The organism is Pseudomonas sp. RL_105y_Pfl2_101, assembly GCF_963970585.1.
In the GTDB taxonomy this organism is placed as follows: Bacteria; Pseudomonadota; Gammaproteobacteria; order Pseudomonadales; family Pseudomonadaceae; genus Aquipseudomonas.
This window is the reverse complement of record NZ_CAXAPG010000053.1, coordinates 1-16,579: the sequence shown is the minus strand read 5'-3', so window position 1 is coordinate 16,579 and position 16,579 is coordinate 1. Positions and strand designations below refer to the sequence as shown.

The 16,579-nt window shown below is 61.6% G+C and carries 16 protein-coding genes; 13 read left to right on the top strand and 3 right to left on the bottom strand.

Annotation, left to right across the window (positions count from 1 at the left end):
* Window positions 1–305 precede the first annotated feature (305 nt).
* The 9 genes from mdcA to madM all read left to right on the top strand — a co-directional run bounded on the left by mdcA (window position 306) and on the right by madM (window position 7,559).
* The gene (mdcA, locus tag AACY31_RS27355; protein WP_339477543.1) at window positions 306–1,976 is read left to right on the top strand and encodes a malonate decarboxylase subunit alpha; all 1,671 of its coding nucleotides are present in this window, start codon (window positions 306–308) and stop codon (window positions 1,974–1,976) included.
* Window positions 1,977–2,852: a triphosphoribosyl-dephospho-CoA synthase gene (locus tag AACY31_RS27350; RefSeq protein ID WP_339477542.1), complete on the top strand. Its 876-nt coding sequence runs from the start codon at window positions 1,977–1,979 to the stop codon at window positions 2,850–2,852.
* Window positions 2,852–3,151 carry a malonate decarboxylase subunit delta gene (locus AACY31_RS27345; RefSeq protein WP_339477541.1) on the top strand — a complete coding sequence of 100 codons (300 nt, stop codon included), beginning with the start codon at window positions 2,852–2,854 and terminating at the stop codon, window positions 3,149–3,151. The genes AACY31_RS27350 and AACY31_RS27345 overlap by 1 nt, the downstream gene beginning before the upstream one ends.
* Window positions 3,144–3,995 carry a biotin-independent malonate decarboxylase subunit beta gene (locus AACY31_RS27340; protein ID WP_339477539.1) on the top strand — a complete coding sequence of 284 codons (852 nt, stop codon included), beginning with the start codon at window positions 3,144–3,146 and terminating at the stop codon, window positions 3,993–3,995. Before AACY31_RS27345 ends, AACY31_RS27340 begins: the two co-directional genes overlap by 8 nt.
* The gene (gene mdcE / locus AACY31_RS27335; RefSeq protein ID WP_339477537.1) at window positions 3,992–4,795 is read left to right on the top strand and encodes a biotin-independent malonate decarboxylase subunit gamma; all 804 of its coding nucleotides are present in this window, start codon (window positions 3,992–3,994) and stop codon (window positions 4,793–4,795) included. Before AACY31_RS27340 ends, mdcE begins: the two co-directional genes overlap by 4 nt.
* Window positions 4,789–5,412 carry a malonate decarboxylase holo-ACP synthase gene (locus tag AACY31_RS27330; protein ID WP_339477535.1) on the top strand — a complete coding sequence of 208 codons (624 nt, stop codon included), beginning with the start codon at window positions 4,789–4,791 and terminating at the stop codon, window positions 5,410–5,412. Before mdcE ends, AACY31_RS27330 begins: the two co-directional genes overlap by 7 nt.
* A complete protein-coding gene (mdcH, locus tag AACY31_RS27325; RefSeq protein WP_339477533.1) occupies window positions 5,409–6,329 on the top strand; it encodes a malonate decarboxylase subunit epsilon in 921 nt (306 codons plus the stop codon). The genes AACY31_RS27330 and mdcH overlap by 4 nt, the downstream gene beginning before the upstream one ends.
* Before the next feature lie 67 nt (window positions 6,330–6,396).
* On the top strand, window positions 6,397–6,789 hold the full coding sequence (gene madL, locus AACY31_RS27320; RefSeq protein WP_339477531.1) for a malonate transporter subunit MadL: 393 nt from the start codon (window positions 6,397–6,399) through the stop codon (window positions 6,787–6,789).
* Between the two features lie 5 nt (window positions 6,790–6,794).
* Window positions 6,795–7,559: a malonate transporter subunit MadM gene (gene madM / locus AACY31_RS27315; protein ID WP_339477529.1), complete on the top strand. Its 765-nt coding sequence runs from the start codon at window positions 6,795–6,797 to the stop codon at window positions 7,557–7,559.
* Window positions 7,560–7,678: 119 nt separating this feature from the next.
* Here madM and AACY31_RS27310 read toward each other — a convergent pair whose 3' ends face one another.
* On the bottom strand, window positions 7,679–8,593 hold the full coding sequence (locus AACY31_RS27310) for a LysR family transcriptional regulator (RefSeq protein WP_339477528.1): 915 nt from the start codon (window positions 8,591–8,593) through the stop codon (window positions 7,679–7,681).
* Window positions 8,594–8,790: 197 nt separating this feature from the next.
* On the opposite strand from AACY31_RS27310, the gene trhA reads away from it, so the two are divergent.
* A complete protein-coding gene (gene trhA / locus AACY31_RS27305; RefSeq protein WP_339477526.1) occupies window positions 8,791–9,408 on the top strand; it encodes a PAQR family membrane homeostasis protein TrhA in 618 nt (205 codons plus the stop codon).
* Between the two features lie 36 nt (window positions 9,409–9,444).
* Here the strand turns inward: trhA and AACY31_RS27300 are convergent, their stop codons facing one another.
* Together AACY31_RS27300 and AACY31_RS27295 are read right to left on the bottom strand one after the other, a co-directional pair.
* On the bottom strand, window positions 9,445–10,164 hold the full coding sequence (locus tag AACY31_RS27300) for a 16S rRNA (uracil(1498)-N(3))-methyltransferase (RefSeq protein ID WP_339477525.1): 720 nt from the start codon (window positions 10,162–10,164) through the stop codon (window positions 9,445–9,447).
* A gap of 215 nt (window positions 10,165–10,379) precedes the next feature.
* Window positions 10,380–11,786 carry an adenosylmethionine--8-amino-7-oxononanoate transaminase gene (locus AACY31_RS27295; protein ID WP_307572453.1) on the bottom strand — a complete coding sequence of 469 codons (1,407 nt, stop codon included), beginning with the start codon at window positions 11,784–11,786 and terminating at the stop codon, window positions 10,380–10,382.
* 247 nt (window positions 11,787–12,033) lie between these two features.
* Between AACY31_RS27295 and AACY31_RS27290 the strand changes: the two genes are divergently transcribed.
* The 3 genes from AACY31_RS27290 to AACY31_RS27280 all read left to right on the top strand — a co-directional run bounded on the left by AACY31_RS27290 (window position 12,034) and on the right by AACY31_RS27280 (window position 16,372).
* Window positions 12,034–13,788, top strand: coding sequence for a flavin monoamine oxidase family protein (locus AACY31_RS27290; RefSeq protein ID WP_339477515.1), 1,755 nt, complete (start codon window positions 12,034–12,036; stop codon window positions 13,786–13,788).
* A gap of 1,403 nt (window positions 13,789–15,191) precedes the next feature.
* The gene (locus AACY31_RS27285) at window positions 15,192–15,743 is read left to right on the top strand and encodes a cytochrome b (RefSeq protein ID WP_339505445.1); all 552 of its coding nucleotides are present in this window, start codon (window positions 15,192–15,194) and stop codon (window positions 15,741–15,743) included.
* Window positions 15,744–15,775: 32 nt separating this feature from the next.
* The gene (locus tag AACY31_RS27280) at window positions 15,776–16,372 is read left to right on the top strand and encodes a YceI family protein (RefSeq protein WP_058544210.1); all 597 of its coding nucleotides are present in this window, start codon (window positions 15,776–15,778) and stop codon (window positions 16,370–16,372) included.
* The last annotated feature ends 207 nt before the right edge of the window (window positions 16,373–16,579 follow it).

Sequence of the window (16,579 nt, the reverse complement as noted above, 5' to 3'; positions counted from 1 at the left end):
CGGCGCTTGGGTGAAAGGAGGAGGGGTGAAATCTCCCACGGTCTGTACTGCGGCTAACAGTCAGAATCGAGCTTTGTCCCTCCTCCTCCCTTCAAGTCCTACCATACAAGCGAGCTTGCTCGCGATGGCGGCAGCACATTCGATACTCCATTGGCTGACCTACCGCTATCGCGAGCAAGCTCGCTCCCAGCAGGATGGCGTTCAACCATTACTCCTACCGTAACGATCCATCGTCGAGCTTGATTGATGCCCGCGCCATAACACTCCTAAGGTGAGCCCCACGACAGCGAACCCGTGGAGTGGTCATGACAATAACAATATCCCCTGACTCGCGCTGGACGCGGCGGCGCAGCGAAAAGCAGCGGCGTCTCGGGCTGGTGAAGGGGCTTGCTGACGGTGTGGTGCTGCCCACCGACAAGATCGTTGCCGCGCTGCAAGCGTTGATCCTGCCCGGCGATCGTGTGGTGCTGGAGGGCAATAACCAGAAGCAAGCGGATTTCCTCTCGCGCTCCCTGGCCAAGGCCGATCCGAGCAAGCTGCATGATTTGCACATGATCATGCCCAGCGTCGGGCGGTCCGAACACCTGGACCTGTTCGAACGCGGCATCGCCCGCAAGCTCGATTTCTCCTTCGCCGGCACCCAGAGCCTGCGCATCAGCCAGTTGCTCGAAGACGGCCTGCTGGAAATCGGCGCGATCCACACCTACATCGAACTCTATGCCCGGCTGGTGGTGGACCTGATTCCCAATGTGGTGCTCTCGGCCGGTTTCATGGCCGACCGCGCAGGCAATATCTACACCGGCCCCAGCACCGAAGACACGCCGGCGCTGATCGAGCCGGCGGCCTTCAGTGACGGCATCGTCATTGTCCAGGTCAACCAGTTGGTGGATGACGTCAGCGACCTGCCGCGAGTCGACATCCCGGCGTCCTGGGTCGATTTCGTGGTGGTGGCCGACAAGCCGTTCTACATCGAGCCGCTGTTCACCCGCGACCCGCGCCACATCAAGCCTGTGCATGTGTTGATGGCGATGATGGCGATCCGCGGGATCTACGAAAAGCACAACGTCCAGTCCCTCAATCACGGCATCGGTTTCAACACGGCCGCCATTGAATTGATCCTGCCGACCTACGGCGAATCCCTTGGCCTGAAGGGAAAAATCTGCCGCAACTGGACCCTTAATCCGCACCCGACCCTGATCCCGGCCATCGAAAGCGGTTGGGTTGAAAGTGTGCATTGCTTTGGCACCGAGCTAGGCATGGAAAGCTACATCGCCGCCCGGCCGGACGTGTTCTTTACCGGCCACGACGGCTCGCTGCGCTCCAACCGCATGGTCTGCCAACTGGCCGGGCAGTACGCGGTGGACCTGTTCATCGGCGCTACCCTGCAAGTGGACGGCGACGGCCATTCCTCCACCGTGACCCGCGGCCGATTGGCCGGCTTCGGCGGTGCGCCGAACATGGGCCACGACCCGCGCGGCCGTCGTCACGGCACGCCGGCCTGGCTCGATATGCGCCACGGCGATGGCGAGGCACCGCTGCTCGAACGCGGCAAGAAGCTGGTGGTGCAGATGGTCGAGACGTTCCAGGAGGGCGGCAAACCGACCTTCGTCGAGACCCTCGATGCGGTGGAGGTGGCGAAGAAAGCCGGCATGTCCCTGGCACCGATCATGATCTACGGCGATGACGTCACCCATCTGCTGACCGAAGAGGGCATTGCCTACTTGTACAAGGCCCGCTCCCTGGGAGAGCGCCAGGCAATGATCGCCGCCGTGGCCGGCGTCACGGCCATTGGCTTGCGCCATAACCCGAAAGACACCGCGCGCATGCGCCGCGAAGGGCTGATTGCCTTGCCCGAAGACCTCGGCATCCGCCGCACCGACGCCACCCGCGAACTGCTCGCGGCCAAGAGCGTGGCCGACCTGGTGGAGTGGTCCGGTGGCCTCTACAACCCGCCCGCCAAGTTCAGGAGCTGGTAAATGCACGCCTTCAACCTGCAACCGAACAAACTGTCGTTGGCCGAGCGCCTGGCGGATATGGCGGTGGATGCGCTGATCGACGAAGCCGACCTCTCGCCTAAACCGGCCTTGGTGGACCGTCGTGGCAATGGTGCCCACACCGACCTGCACTTGGGCCTGATGCACGCTTCGGCACTGTCGCTGTGGCCGGCGTTCAAGGAAATGGCCGAAGCCGCCCTCGACTGTGGCGAGATCGGCCTACCGTTACGCGAAGCCCTCGGGCGCATCGGTCGTGAAGGTGAAGCTTCGATGCTCACCACCACTGGCGGCGTCAACACACACCGGGGCGCGATCTGGGCCTTGGGCCTGTTGGTCGCTGCGGCAGCGCTGGAACCTGAATCCTGCGTCGCTGGCGCCGTCACTTTACGTGCTGCCCGCCTGGCCTTGCTCAACGACCGCGATGCGCCTCAACCCTTGAGCCATGGCGCCCAGGTGGCTCAGCGCTACGGCGTGCGCGGTGCCCGGGAAGAAGCACAGCTGGCGTTCCCGGCGGTGACCGGCCTGGGCCTGCCGCAACTCAAGCGCAGTCGCGCGGCGGGCGTGGGTGAGCAGAATGCCCGGCTCGATGCCTTGCTGGCGATCATGACCACCTTGGCCGATACCTGCGTGCTTTATCGCGCCGGTGAATCGGGCTTGCAGGCCATGCAACAGGGCGCCAAGGCGGTGCTCGATGCCGGTGGCAGTGCGAGCCTGGGTGGTCGTCGCCAATTGCACGCGCTGGACCAACAACTGATCGCCTTGAATGCCTCGCCCGGTGGCGCTGCCGACCTGCTCGCCGCCTGCCTGTTCCTTGACCGTATCGAACGCGGCGATGGCCTCTTCCCTGGAGTGTGCTGATGGAAACCTTATCCTTTGAATTCCCTGCCGGGCAGCCGCCACGGGGGCGGGCGCTGGTGGGCTGTGTCGGCTCGGGCGACCTGGAAGTGCTGATCGAGCCCGGGGTGGCGGGCAAGCTGACCATCCAGGTGCAGACCTCGGTCAACGGCAGTGAACAACGTTGGCAGCACCTGTTCGCCCGGATGTTCGACGGCCAGACACCGCCGGCCTTGTCCATCGACATCCACGATTTCGGCGCCACCCCTGGCGTGGTGCGTTTGCGCCTGGAGCAAGGCTTCGAGGAGATCGGCCATGACTGACAGTGCCGCGTTGCTCAACAAGCACAGCTTCGTCGAACTCGGTGCTCGGCAACGGGCCAAGTCCTTGCTCGATGCCGGTACGTTTCGCGAGTTGCTCGACCCGTTCCAGCGAGTCATGTCGCCGTGGCTGTTGCGCCAGGGCGTGGTGCCGCAAAGCGATGACGGCGTGGTGATCACCAAGGGTACGCTCGCCGGCCTGCCCGTGGTGATTGCCGCCATCGAAGGCGCGTTCCAGGGCGGCAGCCTCGGCGAAGTCGGCGGGGCGAAGATTGCCGGTGCGCTGGAACTGGCCGCGCAGGACAACCGCAAGGGTATCCCGACCCGCGCCGTATTGCTGCTGGAAACCGGCGGCGTGCGTTTGCAGGAGGCCAACCTCGGGCTCGCGGCGATTGCCGAGATTCATTCGGCGATTGTCGACCTGCGCCAATACCAGCCGGTGGTCGGCGTGGTGGCCGGTAGCGTCGGCTGTTTTGGTGGCATGTCCATCGCCGCCGGGCTGTGCAGTTATCTGCTGGTGACCCAGGAAGCGCGGCTGGGCCTGAACGGCCCACAAGTGATTGAACAGGAGGCCGGGATCGACGAATACGACTCCCGTGACCGGCCGTTCATCTGGAGCCTGACCGGCGGTGAACAGCGGTTCGCCACGGGATTGGTGGACCGTTATGTGGCCGACGATGTGAAGCAGATCCGCCAACAGGTCGGCCAGTTGCTGCACCTGGGCGTTCCGGCACAACACCGCAGCGGCCAGGCCGAGCTGTTCCTGCAACGCCTGGCCCGCTTGGACACTGACGTGCAAATCGAACCGGCCGCGGTTCGCCAGCTGTATCAGGGAGAACGCTCATGAGTGCCTATTCATTGAGAGGCTTGCGCTGGTTCGAGGCCTTGGGTAGCGACGCCAAACCGCTGGAAGGCCTGCCGGCTTCGTTGAAAGGCGCTGACGTCAGGCTGGGCGAGCAAACCGTGCGCCTGCTGGCGGTGGTGGCGGATCCCGACAGTCGCTTTCCCCGTGCTCGCAATGGCGAAGTCGGTTTGCTGGAGGGCTGGGGTTTGGCTAAAGCGGTGGACGACGCCATTGACGCCGACCGCGATGCAGTCAACAAGCGCCCGCTGATCGCCATTATCGATGTACCGAGCCAGGCCTATGGCCGGCGCGAAGAAGCCCTGGGCATTCATCAGGCCTTGGCCGGTGCGGCGGACAGTTATGCCCGTGCGCGACTGGCCGGGCATCCGGTGATTGGTTTGCTGGTGGGCAAGGCCATGTCGGGGGCGTTCCTGGCCCACGGCTACCAGGCCAACCGCCTGATTGCCCTGCGTGACCCGGGCGTGATGGTCCACGCCATGGGCAAGGCCTCGGCGGCGCGGGTGACTTTGCGCAGCGTCGAGGCGCTTGAGGCGCTGGCTGCCAGTGTGCCGCCGATGGCCTACGACATCGACAGCTTTGCCAGTTTGGGTCTGTTGTGGGAAACCTTGTCGGTGGCGCAGATCGAGCACCCGACGGCGGCGGATCTGGCCCGGGTGACGGATTGCCTGCAACAGGCGATCAACGATGTTGCCGGGGCATCTCGGGACTTGAGCAGTCGCCTCGGTGCGACCCATCGCGCGGCTTCCAGCACCGTGCGCCAGCTACTGAGAGCGCAGTGGTGAATACGTATCTGGCCCATGACCTGCTCTGGGGGATGACCCCGGAGCAGGTGCCTGCGGGTGCGCCGGCATGGGTGGTCGAATCGATTGCCGCCGCTCAACCGGCGGTGGTTCGGCGCGCGCTGACGGCACCGGATCAAATCGCGGTCGGCGTGCGCGGGCGCTTGCGCGAACAGCGTTATGCAACGTCGATGGCGGTCGCGGCGATTTCCCGTCGAGCTCGGCCGGAAGACCTCTGTCACGTCCCGTCGACTCGCCACGTGCCGGCCCTGCAGGCGCTGTCCCGGCTGCGCCCGCTGCTCGATGCCAGTGGCTGGGTCTGGGGCGTCAGCGGCAGCGCCGGTTTTGAGCTCGCCACGGGCGTCGAGGCGCTGCATGAACGCAGCGACCTGGATTTGATTCTGCGGATGCCGCATTTTCTGGATCGTCTCCAGGCCAAGGAATTGCTGGCGCAACTGGAGGCCTCGGTCTGCGTCGTGGACCTGCAATTGCAAACGCCCTGCGGTGCCGTCGCCTTGCGCGAGTGGGCGGGGTCGTCGCGGCGGGTCTTGCTCAAGGATGATGTGCAGGCACGGCTGGTGAGCGATCCTTGGCAGCCTTCATTGGAGCCCGTCGCGTGAGTAGCCTCTTCGTCTTTCCCGGCCAGGGTGCGCAGCGCGTGGGCATGCTCCATGATCTGGCGCCGCAAGTCCTCGACGAGGCAGGTCACGTGCTCGGTGAGGACGTGTTGCAACTGGACAGCGCCGAGGCGTTGCAGTCGACCCGCGCGGTTCAGCTGTGTTTGCTGATCGCCGGCGTGGCGGCGTCCCGTCAACTGTTGGAACAGGCCCCGGCGCCGGACTACGTCGCGGGGCTGTCCATCGGCGCGTATCCAGCGGCGGTGGTGGCGGGTGCGCTGGGGTTCGAGGATGCGTTGCGGCTGGTCAGCCTGCGCGGCGAATTGATGCAGCAGGCGTATCCGCAAGGCTACGGCATGAGCGCGATCATCGGCCTGGACCTCGCGGCAGTGGAAGCGTTACTGGCGCAGGTGCACAGCGACAGCCCCCCGGTCTACCTGGCCAACATCAACGCGGATAGTCAGGTAGTCATCGCCGGCAGCGACGAGGCCATGAGCAACGTTACCAGGCAGGCGCGAAGCCTGGGTGCCGCAAAGGCCTGTCGGCTGGCGGTGAGCGTGCCGTCCCATTGTCCGTTGCTGGAAGCACCGGCCCGGGCATTGGCCCAGGCATTTGCCGACGTGCCGTTGAAAGCGCCGGCCTTGGGTTATCTCAGCGGTAGCCGTGCGCGACCGGTGATCAACGCCGAGGCCTTGCGCGACGACCTGGCGTTCAACATGTGCCGCGTGGTGGATTGGCGCGGCACGGTGCAAAGCGCCTACGAGCGCGGCGTGCGATTACAGATCGAGCTGCCGCCCGGTGCGGTGCTGACCGCCCTGGCGCGCCGGGTGTTCGAACAGGGCACTGTCATGGCGTTCGACGGTGCCCGGCTCGACACCTTGCAGGCGCTGTTGCGTGAGGAGGGAAACCGCCACCCCTAAACCACCGACTCAAGCTGGCGAAGCACAAAAACAACAACTTCGACGATGCACTTTGAGGACTACAACAATGATTATCTACGGTGTGGCATTTTTGGCCTTTTGTACCCTGGCGGGTATTTTTATCGGTGAGCTGCTGGGCAAGCTGATCGGCGTGCCGGCCAACGTCGGCGGCGTCGGCATTGCGATGCTGTTGTTGATCGGCCTGGGCAGCTACCTGAGCAAGCGCGGCCTGTTCAAGGGCAAATCCGAGGCCGGCGTGGAATTCTGGAGTGCGATCTACATTCCCATCGTGGTCGCGATGGCGGCGCAGCAAAACGTCTACGGCGCGCTCAAGGGGGGACCGATGGCGATTCTGGCCGGGACCCTGGCGGTGGTGATTGCCTTTGCGATGGTGCCGGTGCTGGTGCGCATTGGCAACAAAGGGCCTCAGGCTGATGTTTCCGTTAAGACGGTCGGGTGATTGCCATGTACGAATCCATGATGAAAGTCATCACCAGTTACAGCCTGATCAGCGGTTTTGCCATTGTAGGCATCACCATGTGGGTGTCCTACTGGATCAGCGACACGTTCACCAAAGGCCGCCTGCATGGCTCGGCCATCGCCATTCTCCTGGGGCTGGTGCTCTCCTACATTGGCGGGGCAATGACCGGTGGGCAGAAGGGCGTGGTGGACATTCCGCTGCTGTCCGGGATCGGCTTGCTGGGCGGTGCGATGCTGCGGGACTTCGCCATCGTCGCCACGGCGTTTGGCGTGAGTGTCGAAGAACTCAAGCGCGCCGGCTTCGTCGGGGTGCTGGCGTTGTTTGTCGGCGTCGCTACGTCGTTCATTGCCGGGGTGGGCGTGGCGATGGCCTTCGGTTACACCGATGCGGTGAGCCTGACCACCATTGGCGCCGGGGCGGTGACGTACATCGTCGGGCCAGTGACTGGAGCGGCGATTGGTGCCAGTTCCGAAGTGATGGCGCTGTCCATTGCCGCCGGGTTGATCAAGGCCATCCTGGTGATGGTGGCGACGCCATTCGTGGCACCGTTGATTGGCCTGAATAATCCACGCAGTGCGGTAATTTTCGGTGGCTTGATGGGCACCTCCAGCGGTGTGGCCGGTGGGTTGGCGGCCACCGATCCAAAGCTGGTGCCGTATGGCTGCCTGACGGCGGCGTTCTATACGGCGCTTGGGTGCTTGTTGGGGCCTTCGTTGTTGTTTCTGATCATGCGGGGGTTGATGGGGTAGGGCTTTGAATCTTCGCTGAACGGGCTGTCCTGATCGCGAGCAGGCTCGCTCCCACAGGGGATGTGTGAACACCGATCCAATGTGGGAGCGAGCCTGCTCGCGAAGGGGGCGACTTGGTGTCAAGCCTGGCGATTGGCATACATCCGGCACTCAGCCAACAGCGCCAGCAAATTCGGGTCACGCTCCTTGGCCTTCAGGAACACCACGCCAATGCGCTGTTGTAGCCGATACCTTTCCTGCAACGGGATCAATTTCACCCGGTTTTCATACACCGCCGCAATTCGCCCCGGCAGCAACGCATAGCCCACCCCGGAGCTGACCATGCTCAGCAGGGTGAAGATGTCGTTGACCTGCATCGCCACCTTTGGCTCGAACCCCGCCTGTTTGAACACCCGGATACCGTCCTGATGCGTGGCAAAACCCTGAGTCAAGGTGATGAACGTCTCGTCGCGTACCTCGGCCAGATCCACTTCAGTGCGTTGGGCAAAGGGAGAATCGGCCGGTGTGGCGAGGAAAATATCATCAGAAAACAGCTCGATATGCTCGCAGTCCGGGTCGTTCACGCTGTCGTCCAGGGAGATCAGGATCGCGTCCACCTCCATGTTCTTGAGCTTGTACAGCAGGTCGATGTTCGAGCCCAGGATGAGGTCGATATTGAGCTCGCTGCGGCGGATTTTCAGGCCCATGATCAGTTGGGGTACGGTCTTGACCGTCAACGAATACAGCGAGCCGAGCTTGAAGCGTTCGGCGGAGAAGCCGGCGGCTTCGCGGGTCAGGCGTACGCTTTCGACCACGTCCTGGATCAGCTTCTGCGCCCGCTCTTCCAGCACATAAGCGCTTTCCAGCGGCGTGAGGTTGCGGCCTTCGTGCTTGAACAACGGGCAACGCAGGGCGCTCTCCAGCGAGTGAATGGCCCGGTGCACACTGACATTGCTGGTCTGCAACTCGGCTGCCGCCCGCGCCAGGTTGCCGGTGCGCATGAAGGCCAGGAACACCTCGAGTTTCTTCAGGGTCAGTTCTTCGTCGATCAGCATGGGGCGGACTCTTATTCGTATTGCCCGATTGTGCCCTGTGGGAACAAAGCTTGCTCGCGAAACAGGCGACGCGGTTTTGCCGAAACCGAGTTACCTTCATCGCGGGCAAGTCGTGCTCCCACAGCAAGCAAAGCATTGCACTTTGACGCGCCAGGCCTGAGCCTTGGCGTCTGTTCTGGAATGTGAGGTAGGACTGGATGTATCACGGGGAACGACTCAACGCCTGGACGCACCTGGTCGGGGCGGTCGCGGCTTTTATCGGGGCGGTGTGGTTGCTGGTGATTGCCGGGATGACGGGTGATCCGTGGAAGATCGTCAGCGTGGCGATCTACGGGTTCACCTTGCTGGTGCTGTACAGCGCTTCGACGGTTTACCACAGTGTGCGCGGGCGCAAAAAAGCAATCATGCAGAAGGTCGATCACTTTTCGATCTACCTGCTGATTGCCGGCAGCTACACCCCGTTCTGCCTGGTGACCCTGCGTGGGCCGTGGGGCTGGGCCTTGTTTGGGATCGTCTGGGGGCTGGCGCTGATCGGGATCTTGCAGGAGATCAAGCCGCGTTCCGAAGCGCGGGTCCTGTCGATCGTCATCTACGCGGTGATGGGCTGGATCGTGCTGGTGGCGGTCAAGCCGCTGCTGGCGGCCCTGGGCAGCGCCGGGTTTGCCTGGCTGGCCTCGGGCGGCGTGTTGTATACCGTGGGCATTATCTTTTTCGCCCTCGACCAGCGGTTGCGCCACGCCCATGGCATCTGGCACCTGTTTGTGATCGCCGGCAGCCTGCTGCACTTCGTGGCGATTTTGTTCTATGTGCTCTGACGCATGAACACCTGTGGTTGAAGAATCTGCAGTGAGTTAGAAATCCCCCCACAACTGCTGCGCCACCGCCAGCGCCACCACCGGCGCGGTTTCGGTGCGCAACACGCGAGGGCCGAGGCGGGCGGCGTGGTAGCCGGCGGTCTTGGCCTGTTCGACTTCGGCGTCCGACATGCCGCCCTCGGGGCCAATCAGGAATGCGAGGGTCGACGGTTTGTCATGGCTGACCAGCGGCTCGGCCACAGGATGCAGCACCAGTTTGAGCTCGGCCGCGGTCTGCTTCAGCCAGTCGGCCAGCAGCAGGGGCGGGTGGATGACCGGCACGCTCGAGCGCCCGCATTGCTCGCAGGCGCTGATTGCCACCTGGCGCCAGTGCAGCAGGCGCTTGTCGGCGCGCTCGTCCTTGAGGCGCACTTCGCAGCGTTCGCTGAAAATCGGCGTGATCTCGCTGACGCCCAACTCGGTGGCTTTCTGGATCGCCCAATCCATGCGCTCGCCTCGGGACAGGCCTTGGCCGAGGTGAATGCGCAGCGGCGATTCAGGTTGTCCGGCGAACTGCGCGTCCAATTGCACCCGCACGCGTTTCTTGCCGACCTCGGCCAGGGTGCCGCGAAACTCCTGGCCCGAGCCGTCGAACACCTGCACCGCATCGCCCTCGGCCATGCGCAGCACCCGGCCGATGTAATGGGCCTGGGCTTCAGGCAGTTCGTGGTCGCCGAGGCTCAGGGGGGCGTCGATGAAGAAGCGGGACAGTCTCATACTGAATCTCTGGAAAAGTTAAATGTGTAGGCGCTGTGTAGGAGCTATGTAGGAGCTATGTAGGAGCTGTCGAGTGCAACGAGGCTGCGATCTTTCCCAATACACTTGAGTCTCAAGCGAAAGATCAAAAGATCAAAAGATCGCAGACTTCGCCAGCTCCTACAGAGCCCAGGGGTTCGGTGCGACGAATAGTGTTCCAACAGCGCATCGCAGTGTCAGCCCGGATCGCGATAACCCGGGTGGAAGTCCTTCGGCACCGCTACGCTGACCTTGTCCCGGGTGGCGATGTCGATGCCTTCGCTGGCCACTTCGGCGAGGAAATCAATCTGCTCCGGGGTGATGACATAGGGCGGCAGGAAATACACCACGCTGCCTAGCGGGCGCAACAGCGCACCACGCTCCAAGGCATGCTGGAACACACTCAGGCCGCGCCGTTCCTGCCACGGATAAGCGGTTTTGCTGGCCTTGTCCTTGACCATCTCGATGGCCAGCACCATGCCGGTCTGGCGCACTTCGGCGACGTTCGGGTGATCGGCCAGGTGCGCGGTGGCACTCGCCATGCGCTGGGCCAGGGCCTGGTTGTTTTCGATGACGTTGTCTTCTTCGAAGATATCCAACGTCGCCAGGGCCGCCGCGCAGGCCAGCGGGTTGCCGGTGTAGCTGTGGGAGTGCAAGAAGGCGCGCAGGGTCGGGTAGTCGTCGTAGAACGCGCTGTAGACCTCGTCGGTGGTCACGCATGCGGCCAGTGGCAGGTAACCGCCGGTCAGGGCCTTGGACAGGCAGAGAAAATCCGGCGTGATACCGGCCTGCTCACAGGCGAACATCGTCCCGGTACGGCCGAAGCCAACGGCGATTTCATCGTGGATCAGGTGCACGCCATAGCGGTCGCAGGCCTCGCGCAGCAACTTCAGGTACACCGGGTGGTACATGCGCATGCCGCCGGCGCCCTGGATCAGCGGTTCGACGATCACTGCCGCCACCGTGTCGTGATGCTCGGCCAGTGTCTGTTCCATGGCCGCGAACAGGTTGCGCGAATGTTCTTCCCAGCCCATGCCTTCGGGGCGATGGTAGCAGTCGGGGCTCGGCACCTTGATCGTGTCCAGCAGCAACGCCTTGTAGGTTTCAGTGAACAATGGCACATCGCCCACCGACATCGCCGCGATGGTTTCGCCGTGGTAACTGTTGCTCAGGGTGACGAAGCGCTTTTTGTCCGGCCGGCCGCGATTGATCCAGTAGTGGAAGCTCATCTTCATCGCCACTTCGATGCAGGACGAGCCGTTATCGGCGTAGAAGCACCGGGTCAGGCCCTCGGGCGTCATCTTCACCAGCCGCTCGGACAGCTCGATCACCGGCTGATGGCTGAAGCCGGCGAGAATCACATGCTCCAACTGATCGACCTGGTCCTTGATGCGCTGGTTGATGCGCGGGTTGGCGTGGCCGAAGACGTTGACCCACCAGGAACTGACGGCATCGAGGTAGCGCTTGCCTTCGAAATCTTCCAGCCACACGCCTTCACCGCGCTTGATGGGGATCAGTGGCAGCTGTTCGTGGTCTTTCATCTGGGTGCAGGGATGCCATAGCACCGCGAGGTCGCGTTGCATCCACTGGTTATTCAGGCCCATGTACAGTCTCCTCGAGGCGGCTCGCGGCGGGCGCGGGCAAAACAATCGCGCAAGCCTATGCAATGGCGGCCCCGCGGACAACCCATTGTGTCATTCCCATTGCTTTGAACGAGGCGATAGACGTCGCTGGCGGCGTTTTGATGGCTGACGTATTCTTCGCTGTTCCCTGAGCCGACTGGCTCGAAAAACCGAGAGCCGACTGGCTCGAAAGCTGAAGTTTCCCAAGTTTTAATCCGGAGTTCGTTGAATGTCTGCTGGTTGGCTGCGCGCCTGGGCGCTGGTGATGATAGGGCTGTTCAGCGTTTCGGCGCTGGCCAAGGACAAACAACCGACGGCCATCGTCATCGGCGGCGGCCTGGCGGGGCTCACGGCGGCCTATGAATTGCAGAACAAAGGCTGGGCCGTGACGCTGCTGGAAGCCAAACCGAGCCTGGGCGGTCGTTCGGGCATGGCCACCAGTGAGTGGATCGGCAACGAGAAAACGCAGCCAGTGCTGAACAAGTACCTCTCGACCTTCAAACTGAGCACCACGCCGGCGCCGGAGTTCGTGCGTACCCCCAGCTACCTGATTGACGGCATTTACTTCACCGCCGCGGACCTGGCGACCAAACAGCCGGCCACTGCCGAAGCCCTCAAGCGCTACGAAGCCACCCTGGACGACCTGGCGCGCTCCATCGAAGACCCGCAGAACCCGGCGGCCACCAATACGCTGCACGCGCTGGACCAGATCAGCGTGTCCAACTGGCTTGACCGCCTGCAATTGCCGGTCACGGCGCGGCAGTTGGTGAACCAGGAAATTCGCACCCGTTATGACGAACCTTCGCGTCTGTCGCTGCTGTATTTCGCCCAGCAGAACCGCGTCTATCGCGGCGTGTCCGACCGCGACCGGCGGGCCTCGCGCCTGCTCGGGGGCAGCCCGGTCCTGGCCCAGGCGTTCGTCAAGCAACTGAAAACCATCAAGACCAATTCGCCCGTGTCGGCCATCTCCCAGGACAAGGACGGGGTAACCGTCAAGGTTGGCGCCGTTGGCTACCGGGCTGACTACGCGGTGCTGGCGGTGCCGCTGCGGGCGCTGAACAAGATCCAGTTGACCCCGGCCCTGGACGCCCAGCATCAAGGCGCCATCAAGGGCACCAACTACGGTTGGCGCGACCAGATCATGCTCAAGTTCAAGAATCCGGTCTGGGACAGCAAGGCGCGCATGTCGGGCGAGATCTACAGCAACGCCGGCCTGGGCATGATGTGGATCGAGCCGGCCATGAAGGGCGGTGCCAACGTGGTCATCAACCTGTCCGGTGACAACGCCCGGGTGATGCAGGCGTTCGGCGACAAGCAGATGGTTGATCAGGTACTGATCCGCCTGCACGCATTTTATCCACAGGCCCGTGGCGCGTTCACCGGCTATGAAATCCGCCGCTACAGCACCGATCCGTCCATGGGCGGCGCGTACCTGGCCTTTGGCCCGGGCCAGATCAGCAAGTACTGGCGCCTGTGGGAAAAGCCATTGCAGCGCGTAGCCTTTGCCGGTGAACACACCGACACCCTGTATCCGGGCACCCTGGAAGGTGCGTTGCGCAGCGGCCAGCGGGCCGCCAGCCAGGTTGAAGGCCTGGCGGCGGGCAAGTCGTTTGAACCTCCCAAGGTCGCGCCTGCTGCAACGGCGACTGCTGGTGCAGTGGCGGCGAAGAAGGGCAACTTCTTCAGCAACCTGTTTGGTGGCTCGGACGATGACAAGAAGCCAGAGCCGGTCAAGGCACCGGAACCGGTAGCGCCTGCTCCAGCACCTTTACCCGCTCCTGCGCCGGCACCGGTGGAACCACCTGCACCAGCCCCGGCAAAGGTTGAGCCAGCCAAGAAAGCAGCGGCCAAACCAGCGGCGAAGAAACCAGCCGCCAAGACCCCGGCTAAAAAAACGCCAGTGAAGAAAGCCACTCCGGCGAAGAAACCGGCGGCCAAGCCGGCAGCGACAACACCGGCGGCGACTGAGACCAAGGCTCAGTAACGATCAGGTGGAAAGAACGCGGCTCAAGGGCCGCGTTTTTTTATCCAGCATCAAGCGTACCGGCGGCGCCACTCAAAGCCCGGCATCGCTTAATAAGCGCTACGTCCTACACGCCTTGGCGATATATCGGAAACTTCCCACCCTTTAACCGGAAGCAGGCGATAGCGCGCACCAAGCCACAAATCTAGGCTCCTCCAAAAACAGGAGCGCGTATGAAAATACTAATGGCAGTGGTCGTATTGGCTTCGATATATGGATGTATGTATGGCGAATGCCGAGATCCTTTGACGATTCCGATGATTCCAAAAAGAGATCCGCAGCTAGCACACAAATGCTCCATCGATCCATATAGGCCTGAGTGCTCGGTAAACTAATAATTCAAAATTTTCACCTCGTGAAAGCTGGAGTTAACATGAAATTGATAGCGGCTTTAATGCTATTGGCAGTATTCGGTGTCAGTGGTTGCACTGCTGATGGCCATATGGTTCTGAAAAAGCACGATCCTCAATTAGTTTATAGATGCGACATGGATCCTTACAGGCCTGAGTGCGTCAATAAGTGACTCTAGAGAGGCGGCAGCGAAATCGACCAAGTTTTAATTTCAAAGTTCTCAAATAAAATTTTGACCCGCTTTGGCTTGGACATACGTCCCGGGACGAAGCCATAGCGGGCCCAGCAAAGATTCCCTGTTCGCATGTCAAAAATGACCAGGTTTCCATCGTCCTGCATGGTCATACAAGTGTTGTACCAAAGAGATTTGTCTGTGCTGTGGGTGCTTTCGGCGATCCACAATCGCCGTCTGGACGGATCATGTAGAAAGCCGCTGTTGCTGACAACGAATTGCAAACGCGCACTCATCCTCCTTGGATACAACGTGGCGCTGTAAGGTTGTTTCTCATTTGCCGTCCAAATGATTTTTTCGCCCTCCTTGATTACCAGGTTCCCATCGGCCTGCAATATTAATCGGAACCGGCCATTGCTTGATTTTAGGTATTGCCCCGGCGAGATCGTCTGGTTAGGGGTAATTGCGGCGAACCGCTAGCTTTGAAAGGGGTATAAGGAACAGCCATTTTGTTCACCTTGTTCAATGAGTTGTTGAGCGCTTATTTGATCAAGGGTAAAAGTGGAAATGGCAATATATATTGCATGGTAAAAATAGTTGGACGGCGGTGACAGCCTCTGCGCGGTCTCCTGTGTGCGAGCCTGCTCGCGATGAGGTCCATGCAGGCCCCTAAAGGCTGCCTAACCCCCTCGCCATCACTCACCGTTTCGCTTTAATCTTTCCTTAACCCACCCCTTCCAGACTGATGATCGTATTTCTCGATATTTCAAAGCGAAATTTTCCGCTTTAAATCGATAGATAACTCGCTAGTCTTGAGCGCAGTTTTTACAGGATATAAGCAATGCAGCTTCGCAACTCTTCTTCTCGCTATGGCTGGGTCAGTATCGCTGTGCACTGGGGCGTTGCTCTGGCGGTGTACGGGCTGTTCGCCTTGGGCCTGTGGATGGTCGGCCTGGATTACTACAGCGCCTGGCGCAAAGACGCGCCGGACCTGCACAAGAGCATCGGCCTGGTGCTGCTGGCGGCCATGTTGCTGCGGGTGATCTGGCGCGTTGTCAGCCCGCCGCCACCGACCCTGCCAACCTATGGCTGGCTGACCCGCATCAGCGCCAAGCTCGGTCATAGCGCCCTCTATCTCGGGTTGTTCGCCGTGATGATTGCCGGTTACCTGATTTCCACCGCAGACGGTGTCGGGATCCCGGTGTTTGGTCTGTTTGAAGTTCCTGCGCTGGTGTCCGGACTGCCCGATCAGGCAGACGTCGCCGGCCAGATTCACCTCTACCTGGCGTGGGCGTTGGTCATTTTCTCCGGCCTTCATGCCTTGGCAGCATTGAAACACCACTTTATCGACCGTGACGCGACCCTCAAGCGAATGCTGGGACGCCAAGCCTGATGTTCAACCTCGACTCCAAAGGAATAGAAAGCATGTTGAAAAAGACGCTCGCCGCCCTGGCAATCGGTTCTGCCCTGCTGTCGGCCGGCCAGGCCATGGCTGCTGACTACGTCGTCGACAAGGAAGGCCAGCACGCCTTTGTCGACTTCAAGATCAGTCACCTGGGCTATAGCTACATTACCGGTACCTTCAAGGACATCGACGGCAAGTTCAGCTTTGACGCCGCCAAGCCTGAAGCCAGCAAGATCGAGTTCAACGTACGTACCGCCAGCGTGTTCACCAACCACGCCGAACGCGACAAGCACATCGCCAGCAAGGACTTCCTGGACGTAGGCAAGTTTGCCGATGCCAAGTTCGTGTCCACCAGCGTCAAGCCCACCGGCAAGAACGCTGATGGTAAAGACACTGCAGATGTGATGGGTGACCTGACACTGCACGGCGTGACCAAGCCAATCGTGGTCAAGGCCACGTTCCTGGGCGAAGGCAAGGACCCGTGGGGCGGCTACCGTGCTGGCTTCGAGGGCACCACCAGCATCAAGCGCTCCGACTTCGGCAAGATGATGGACCTGGGTCCGCAATCCGACGCCGTTGAGCTGTACATCTCGTTTGAAGGTGTCAAAGCGAAGTAACCTTCGCGCCTGACAAAAAACGCCCCTGGTCTTGCGATCAGGGGCGTTTTTTATTACGCGGATTCGGGCAATACAGAGAACCCTGTGGGAGATTCTATGGTGCAGGGCTACCCCTTAAATGCCCTTCGGTAAGTATTCGCTCTGGTTCTTCAGCAGGGCGAATACTACTCGGGCAAGCTTGCGGGCCAGTGCCACTAATGCTTCGGT

Excerpts from the sequence above, each read along its gene's own strand:
- mdcA (WP_339477543.1), top strand. The coding sequence starts at position 306 with ATGACAATAACAATATCCCCTGACTCGCGCTGGACGCGGCGGCGCAGC.
- AACY31_RS27350 (WP_339477542.1), top strand. The coding sequence starts at position 1,977 with ATGCACGCCTTCAACCTGCAACCGAACAAACTGTCGTTGGCCGAGCGC.
- AACY31_RS27345 (WP_339477541.1), top strand. The coding sequence starts at position 2,852 with ATGGAAACCTTATCCTTTGAATTCCCTGCCGGGCAGCCGCCACGGGGG.
- AACY31_RS27340 (WP_339477539.1), top strand. The coding sequence starts at position 3,144 with ATGACTGACAGTGCCGCGTTGCTCAACAAGCACAGCTTCGTCGAACTC.
- mdcE (WP_339477537.1), top strand. The coding sequence starts at position 3,992 with ATGAGTGCCTATTCATTGAGAGGCTTGCGCTGGTTCGAGGCCTTGGGT.
- madL (WP_339477531.1), top strand. The coding sequence starts at position 6,397 with ATGATTATCTACGGTGTGGCATTTTTGGCCTTTTGTACCCTGGCGGGT.
- madM (WP_339477529.1), top strand. The coding sequence starts at position 6,795 with ATGTACGAATCCATGATGAAAGTCATCACCAGTTACAGCCTGATCAGC.
- AACY31_RS27310 (WP_339477528.1), bottom strand. The coding sequence starts at position 8,593 with ATGCTGATCGACGAAGAACTGACCCTGAAGAAACTCGAGGTGTTCCTG.
- trhA (WP_339477526.1), top strand. The coding sequence starts at position 8,791 with ATGTATCACGGGGAACGACTCAACGCCTGGACGCACCTGGTCGGGGCG.
- AACY31_RS27300 (WP_339477525.1), bottom strand. The coding sequence starts at position 10,164 with ATGAGACTGTCCCGCTTCTTCATCGACGCCCCCCTGAGCCTCGGCGAC.
- AACY31_RS27295 (WP_307572453.1), bottom strand. The coding sequence starts at position 11,786 with ATGGGCCTGAATAACCAGTGGATGCAACGCGACCTCGCGGTGCTATGG.
- AACY31_RS27290 (WP_339477515.1), top strand. The coding sequence starts at position 12,034 with ATGTCTGCTGGTTGGCTGCGCGCCTGGGCGCTGGTGATGATAGGGCTG.
- AACY31_RS27285 (WP_339505445.1), top strand. The coding sequence starts at position 15,192 with ATGCAGCTTCGCAACTCTTCTTCTCGCTATGGCTGGGTCAGTATCGCT.
- AACY31_RS27280 (WP_058544210.1), top strand. The coding sequence starts at position 15,776 with ATGTTGAAAAAGACGCTCGCCGCCCTGGCAATCGGTTCTGCCCTGCTG.